The 7394-nt window shown below is 75.6% G+C and carries 5 protein-coding genes; all 5 read right to left on the bottom strand.

Going from position 1 to position 7394, the window contains the following annotated elements; all coding sequences use genetic code 11:
- Positions 1-115: 115 nt before the first annotated feature.
- Positions 116-1729: an amino acid adenylation domain-containing protein gene (locus AB0C02_RS27275; protein ID WP_357551799.1), complete on the bottom strand. Its 1614-nt coding sequence runs from the start codon at positions 1727-1729 to the stop codon at positions 116-118.
- The gene (locus AB0C02_RS27270) at positions 1726-1947 is read right to left on the bottom strand and encodes an MbtH family NRPS accessory protein (RefSeq protein WP_357551798.1); all 222 of its coding nucleotides are present in this window, start codon (positions 1945-1947) and stop codon (positions 1726-1728) included. Before AB0C02_RS27270 ends, AB0C02_RS27275 begins: the two co-directional genes overlap by 4 nt.
- Positions 1948-1956: 9 nt before the next feature.
- Positions 1957-3027 carry a TauD/TfdA family dioxygenase gene (locus tag AB0C02_RS27265; protein ID WP_357551797.1) on the bottom strand — a complete coding sequence of 357 codons (1071 nt, stop codon included), beginning with the start codon at positions 3025-3027 and terminating at the stop codon, positions 1957-1959.
- A complete protein-coding gene (locus tag AB0C02_RS27260) occupies positions 3024-4259 on the bottom strand; it encodes a cytochrome P450 (protein ID WP_357551796.1) in 1236 nt (411 codons plus the stop codon). The genes AB0C02_RS27265 and AB0C02_RS27260 overlap by 4 nt, the downstream gene beginning before the upstream one ends.
- Before the next feature lie 132 nt (positions 4260-4391).
- A complete protein-coding gene (locus AB0C02_RS27255; protein ID WP_357551813.1) occupies positions 4392-7385 on the bottom strand; it encodes an AAA family ATPase in 2994 nt (997 codons plus the stop codon).
- Positions 7386-7394 lie beyond the last annotated feature (9 nt).

The raw sequence follows: 7394 nt of genomic DNA, 5'->3' as shown, positions 1-7394 counted from the left end.
GCACGGCCGCGAACGGCACATAGTCGACAGTGGACAAGCCGAACGGTTCCGGTGGGCTGGACCCGGATGCCGTCGCGATCGGCGGCCGGGGACCAGCGCGTCGGCGCCGCCGCCATCAGGGCTTCTTCCGATCCGGCGCCAGCAGGGCCTTGCGGTCGAGCTTGCCGTTGGCGGTGAACGGCAGTGCCGGCACGACGGTGACGACGGCCGGCACCATGTAGTCGGGCAGCAGGACCGCCACGTGCGCCCGCAGCCGGGTGCCGTCGGCGGTCCGGTCACCGGACGCCCCGGACGCCCCGGTCGGCGCGGAACCCGTCGTGGGGTCCGTGCTCAGCACGACGGCGGCCACGATGCGTGGGGTGCCGTCGGCGCGTCGCCGCACGGCCGCCCCGGCGTGGCGGACGTCGGGGTGCCGGCACAGCGCGGCCTCGATCTCGCCGAGCTCGATGCGATACCCGGCGATCTTGACCTGGTCGTCGGTCCGGGACACGAACATGAGCAGGCCGTCCTCGCGGCGGTAGGAGAGGTCGCCGGTGCGGTACATCCGCCCGCCGGTGAACGGGTCGGCCACGAACCGGGTGGCGGTGAGCGCCGGCCGGCGCAGGTAGCCGCGGGTGACGAGCGCACCGCTGACGTACAGCTCGCCGACCACGCCCGTGGGCACCGGCCGCAGCGCGGCGTCGAGCACATACAGGCGGGTGTTCCACACCGGCGTGCCGATCGTGATGCCACCGTCGGGCACCTCGTCGCCGGGCTCGATTCGGAACTCGCTGCACCCGACGGTCGTCTCGGTCGGCCCGTATTCGTTGACGACCGTCGCGCCGGGATTTCGTCGCCGCCAGTCGCGGAGCGGCTCGCCGAGCAGCAGCTCACCGCCGAGGACGAGCTGGCCCGTCGGGGAGAACTCGGACGGCAGGCCGCTGAGCATCGGCAGGTAGCTCGGGGTCGCCTTGACGAAGGCCGGCCGCCGCGCCGGGCGGCCGTCACGAAGCTCGATGAGCTCGACCCGGCCGCCGGCGGTCAACGGGGCGAGCACGCCGGTGACCGTGAGGTCGAACGCGATCGGGGTGTGCACGAGGGCGGCGTCGGCGACGGCCGGGTAGGCGTGCCGCGCCCAGGACAGGTACATGTCGAGTGACCGGTGCTCGACCACGACGGCCTTGGGCCGGCCGGTCGAGCCCGACGTGTAGATCACGATCGCCTGGTTGGTCGCGGCGACCGGGCAGTGTCGGTCACGGTCGGTGAGCGGCGCGGGCGCCGCCGCGGCGAGGTGGGCGGCGGTGACGGGATCATCAAGGTCGACCACCGTCCGGCCGGCCAGCGGCAGGCGACCGGCCACTCCGGCGCCGGTCAACACGAGGACCGGGGCGGCGTCGTCGAACATGAACGCGGTGCGGTCCGCCGGGTGGTCCAGCTCGATGGGCAGGTACGCCGCGCCGGTCTGCACCACGGCGACGAGCGCGACGATGAGCGCGGCGCTGCGCGGGACGGCCACGGCGACGAGCCGCTCCGGGCCGGCGCCGTACGCGACCAGGAGCCGCGCCAGCCGGTTGGCGCGCTCGGCAAGCTCGCCGTAGGTCAGCGTCACCGCGCCGCACTGCACCGCGACGGCGTCCGGGGTCCGCCGCGCCTGGCCGGTGAGCCGGTCGCCGAGGTGGACGAAGGGCACGTCGCGCGCGGTGTCGTCGGCGTCGGCGAGCACCTCGCGGCGCTGGGCGGCGGTGGTCACCGGCGGAGTCCGTCCATGGCGGTGGCGAGGCTGGCCGGGCGCATGTCGGTCCAGGTCTGCTCGATGTACCGCAGCGCGTCCGCCCGCGGCTGGTCGGCGCGCACGACGGTCCAGCCGGTGGGGACGTCGGCGAACACGGGCCAGATGCAGAACTGCCGTTCCTCGTTCACCAGCACGTGGAAGGTGGCCGCGTCGTCGTCGAACGGGTTGGTCGCCATCGTCACTCCTCAGTCACCGGGTCGGCTGGTCAGCACGTGTCCGCCGCCCGGCCGCAGCGCACGGGACCGACGGAAGTCGCGGTGGATGAAGACCCGTTGCAGCCACCGGTCCCGCCCGTCGTACCGCGCGGCGAACGCCGTGCGACCGTGGGTGGCGAGCCGGTTGTCGACCAGCGCGAGGTCACCCGGGGCCAGCACGACGGTGCGCCGCACGGCGTGCAGGGCCGCGGCGAGTTCGCGCAGGGCCGCGGCGGCCGCCTCGTCGACCGGCGCGGTGCTCTCGAAGTCGACGATGAGGTCCGGGTCGGCCGGGTCGCCGGCGAGAACCGGGTGCGCCGGCGCCGTGGTGCCCAGCGGCCCGAACGAGGCGGGCGCGGCGGTGCGGAAGCGCGCCTCGCCGAGCACCGAACGGGCCTCCTCGGTGAGGTGGGCCAGTGCGCGGCGGATCGAGGCGACCTGCAGGCCGGCCCGGTTGTCGTGATCGCTGCGTAGGCAGCAGAGGCCCACGATGTCGGGCCGGTGCGGGTGGAAGGCGTTCTCGACGTGGGCGCTCAGCGGCACCGAGCCGGCGTTGCCCGGGAACGTCTCCATGCCCGGCACAGGCACCACGTCCTGCACCAGCGCGCCAGACTTCTCCTCGCGGAACGCGACCGGCTCGCCGAGGGACAGGGCGATGAGCGTGAGCACCGACGCCGGCACCGTGCTGCCGCGCTGGACCGAATCGGCGTGCGACGGTGTGTCGGGCAGCTTGTCCGCCGCGACGGGCAGGTTGCGCAGCAGCAGCATCGCCTCGGCGCCGGCGTCGGTGGCGAAGCGGCGCAGGCACTGCCGCAGCCGCAGCGGCAGCTCAGCGGACAGGTCCCGGGCGGCGGCGAGCCAGCGGGCGTCGTCGACCAGCCCGGGCGGTTGCGCGGCGAGCCGCTGGGCGATCGCGGCGAGGTCGCGGTGCTCCTGCGCGTCCAGCCGAAGGCCGACCACCTGACCGAACGCCAGGTCGGACGCCGCGTCGATCAACGCGCCGGCCGGCGTGCCGGGCCGTGCGCCGGTCGGTGCGCCGTCGAGGATGCCGGGTTGCGTCATGCCGATGCTCCCATCCGCGCGGGGGTGCGCCATTGGAAGGTGACACGCAGCTGGCGATATCCATTCACTTTGGTGCTGCGCAGCCGGACCGGCGGGTCGGCCAGCGCGACCGAGCGGGCGGCGGCCGTGAGCCGGTCGAGCAGGACCTTGAGCTCCATCCGGGCGAGGGCGGCGCCGAGGCAGTAGTGCACGCCGGCGCCGAACGTCAGGTGCCGGTTGGGCTGGCGGGCCGGATCGAACCGGTCGGGTTCGGCGAAGACCCGCGGGTCGCGGTTGGCCACCATGAGCCAGCAGGCGACCGGCGCACCCGCTGGCAGCCGCACACCGTTGACCTCGACGTCGGCCGTGGCCACCCGCAGGACGTGCGGCCCCGGCGTCGACCAGCGCAGCAGCTCCTCGACCGCGGGCCGCAGCAGACGCCGGTCGCCGTGCAGCCGCTCGGCGAGCCCCGGGGTGACGGCCAGCGCGTGCAACATCGCGGCCACCGAGTGCTGGGTCGTGGCGTTGCCGGCGGCGAAGACGTTGTCGCAGTTGAGCAGCACGTCCTCGACGCTCAAGCCACCCTCGTGCAGCAGCGCGCTGATGAGGTCGTCGCCGCGGTGCCTCCGGCGCGCCATGACGAGCTCGGCCAGGTACGCCATGATCCGCGTATGCGCGGCCGAGGGCGACATGGCGGGCGGGTCGTCGGGTGCCCCGACGGCGAAGTGGGTCAGCTGGCGGAACTGTTCGCGGTCGCCGGCCGGCACGCCGAGGACCTCGCAGACGATTTCGTTGGGCACCCACGTGGAGACGCGGCCGGCGGCGTCGGTGACCGGCGCCGCCCGCAGCACGTCGATGAGGGCGTCGACCTGCTCGACGAGCACGGCGTGCAGCGGGCCGGTCATGGCACGCGCGAAGTAGCGGCCCACGACGGCGCGCAGCCATTCGTGCCGCTCGCCCTCGCTCACGACGATCATGCGACCGCCGCCGGTGTCGGGATGCGCCGTGTCGAAGCCGATGAACATGCCGTGGCGGGACGTGAAGGACCCGTCGTCGGCCAGCACCGCCCGGCACGCCTCGTGCGAGAACACCGACCAGAACCCGCGGTGGCCGTGCCCGGGCGGCGTCCAGACCACGGCGTCGCGCTCGAGCAGGCCGCGCCACACCGGCTCCATGTCCCGCCGGGTGTAGAGGCGGTCGTCGCCCAGGTCGAGCTCCTCGACCACGGCGGCATTGGATCCGACGTCGCTCATGCGGCTCCTCGGGGTACGAGCGGGTGGCACGGCGCCGGCGTGGCAGCCGTGCCTCTCATCGTTGTCGCCGCGTCATCGCCGACCCAGTCGGGCGAACCCCTGACCCGCGCTTCGCGCGCGAAGCAGCCTGCCTCAGAAGGCGCTGGCCAGGTGCCCCAGCGTCCCGCACAGCGGGCACGTCGTCTCCGCACCGTCGGGCGCGTACGCCGCCGGGCCGGTGGCCCGGCCGATCAGGTTGGCGATCTCGGCGCGGGACTGCACACCGAGCTTGTTGAAGATCCGGCCGAGGTGCGTCTCGACGGTCTTGTGGCTCACCGCGAGCCGGCGGGCGATCTGCCGGTTGGTGCAGCCGAGGCTGACGTGCTCCGCGACCTGGTGCTCGCGCGGCGTCAGGGCGGTCAGACCGGAGAGCTTGTCGGCCTCCAGCGAATCGGCCAGCCGCGCGACGCCGCCGACCGGTCGCGTCGGCCCGACGCGATCGGGGCGCGCCCGCAGCGTCGCCAGGACCACGGCCAGCTCCGCCTCGAGCCGCGGGCCGCCGCCCTCACGCACCGCCCGGGTGGCCATCTCGATGGCCGCCGCGAGATCAACACCGGCCACATCCTCGCCGGGGCGGCCGCCGTCCGCAGAACCGCGAGCGCCCTCCGCAGGGCCGCTGGTTCCGCCGCCGACCATGGCGTCCGGACCGCGCTCGGCGGCGACTGCCCGGACCTCAGCGACGGCCGCCCAGGCGACCAGCGCCCGAAGGTCGCACTCGCGCGCGCCGGCCGCGGCCGAGCGGGCCGCCTGCTGGGCCTGCCGCCGGTCCGGCTCGGTGTCCGCCCGCGTCAGCTGGGCGAGCGCGAGCTGGCCGGGCAGCCGCAGCTGGGTGGCGACCTCGTGCGCCCTCCGAGCCCGGTCCACGGCGTCCGACGGTGCGGCGAGCCGTGCCAGGAGGTCCAGGACGCCGACCCGGGCGTACGCCGGGAGGCCCGGCAGCTCCGGGCCGCCGCCGACCGCGAGGACGGCATCCGGGTCGCCGCCGGCGGCCAGCAGCGCGGCGGCGAGCCGACCGGGCAGGTAACCGCCCCGCCATCCAGGCACGACAGTGCCCGCCTCGTCCGCCTTGCCCAGCACGCCGCGCAGCGCCTCCACCGCGGTGGTGAGCGCCGGCGCCTCGAGTGTGGCGGTGAGCGTCGCCGCCTCCGCCACGCAGCGGGCGGCGTCGGCGTGGTCGCCCCGGACGAGGTGGACCCAGCCGATCGCGACCTGCATCGGTACCAGCAGCTGCCAATGACGGCCAGCCGCGGCGAGACGGGCACCGCGACGCAGGTGCCGCAGCGACTCGCCGGTCCGCTCCACGGCGAGCTCCGCCACCCCGAGGTCGGCCACGACGGCGAGCCGCCCGCCGAGCGCCTGGTCCGGCAGCTGGTCGACGAGCCGGGCCGCCTCGTCGAGGACGCGCTGGGCGGCGCCGACCGCGCCCGCCGCCGCTCGGGCGTGTGCGCTGAGCGCCAAGGCGTGCGCGAGGAGCACCGGCACCCCGGTACCCGTCGCGGTGAGCAACGCGTCGTCGGCGCCCTGTGGGGTCGCGGCCGGACTCGCCGCGAGGGCCAGCCGTAGCCGGGCGAGCGGACGGGCATCACGGCTGTCCGGCTGCGCCTCGATCGCCTCACGCAGCAGCGCGTCGGCGGCGTCGTGCTCGTCCGAAGCCCGCAGCACGGTGGCCCGCAACTCGACCGCGCGGGCGGAGGCGTCCGGGTCGCGGTCGACCCACGGCAGCGCCAGCCAGGCGTCCAGCGCCGCGGTCGCCGCGACGGCTCGCCCGGTCGTCACGCAGCAGTGTGCCGTGGCCAACAGCAGTTCCCCGCGGCGCACGACCGCGGCCGGTTCGTCCGGCAGTAGGCGAAGGGCGCAACGGTACAGCGCGACAGCGGTGTCCGGGTCGGTGCCCTGCAGCGCTCGGGCCCCGGTGGCCAGGTCGTCCGCGGCGGCGACATCACCGGGCAACGCCACGCGGGCAAGGTGCTCGGCGCACCGGTGCGTCGGCGCACCGCGCTGCTGCAGGGTCTGCAGGGCCCGGGCGTGCGCGCCGAGCCGCCAGCCGCCCGGTGCGCCGGCATAGGCGACCCGGCGCACCGCCGGATCACGGAAGCGGAACTGGCCGCTGTTGTCGGCGCAGCGCACGACGTCGGCGGCGAGCAGTTCGTCGATCGCGGCGAGCACCGCGTCGCCGTCGAGCTCGGCGACGGCGCCGACGAGCACCGGGTCGAAGGGCTCGCCCGCGACGGCCGCGGCGGACAGCGTCCGCTCCGCGTGCGGACCGAGCCGGGCCAGCTCGGCCTGCAGGGCCCGGGCGGCGGGCGGTGGTGGGCCGTCGACCGGCGCGGTGAACGGCCGGCCCGTGCACAACGCGCCGTCGCACCAGGCCGCGAGCGCCAGCGCAGTCATCGGCACGCCCCCGCTGGCCCCTGGAAGGTCGCGCCGGTGCGGCCCGCACAGCGACGAGCCGGCCAGACGGTCGACGTCCGCGTCGGCGAGCGGCTCGACGGTCAGGCAGGCAGCACCGGCACCAGCGAGGATGTCGCGCAGTTCCACCGGCGCCTGCCGGGAACGGTGGGCCAGCACGAGCAGCACCGGCGTGGCCGGCGGATGGTGCAGCAGGTGGGCCAACACGTCGATCGACGACGGGTCGAGCCGGTGCGCGTCGTCGCACACCAGCACGAGGCCGTCGCCGCCGGCCCGGTCCAGCATCACCCGCACGGCGTTCGCCACCGCGTACGACGAGCGGCGCACGTCGTGCCGGTCGTTGACCTCGGCCGGCAGCAGCCGCGCCAGCGCCGGCTCCGTGGATGCCGGTTGCCCGCCCTCCGCGCCGGCGTGCGCGGCGAGCGCTTGCAGCAGCTCCGCCGCCGCCCCGTGCGGCAGCTCGGTCGGCGTCACGGTCAACACCGGCAGGCCCTCGTGCGCGGCCCGCACGGTGAGCGCGCCGAGCAGGCGGCTCTTGCCGGCACCCGGTCCACCGACGACCTCGACGATGCGCGGCCGGCCCCGATGCAGTTGGCGGAGCCTGCGCTGCAGCAGGTCCAGATGTCGTTGGCGGCCGATCAGCGGTGCGGTCTGTGCGCTCTCCCCCATGTGCACCATCACCGGTGC

The organism is Micromonospora sp. NPDC048999 (genome assembly GCF_040649295.1).
Lineage (GTDB): Bacteria > Actinomycetota > Actinomycetes > Mycobacteriales > Micromonosporaceae > Micromonospora.
This window is presented reverse-complemented; position numbering and strand designations above follow the sequence as displayed.

Excerpts from the sequence above, each read along its gene's own strand:
- AB0C02_RS27270 (WP_357551798.1), bottom strand. The coding sequence starts at position 1,947 with ATGGCGACCAACCCGTTCGACGACGACGCGGCCACCTTCCACGTGCTG.
- AB0C02_RS27265 (WP_357551797.1), bottom strand. The coding sequence starts at position 3,027 with ATGACGCAACCCGGCATCCTCGACGGCGCACCGACCGGCGCACGGCCC.
- AB0C02_RS27260 (WP_357551796.1), bottom strand. The coding sequence starts at position 4,259 with ATGAGCGACGTCGGATCCAATGCCGCCGTGGTCGAGGAGCTCGACCTG.
- AB0C02_RS27255 (WP_357551813.1), bottom strand. The coding sequence starts at position 7,385 with ATGGTGCACATGGGGGAGAGCGCACAGACCGCACCGCTGATCGGCCGC.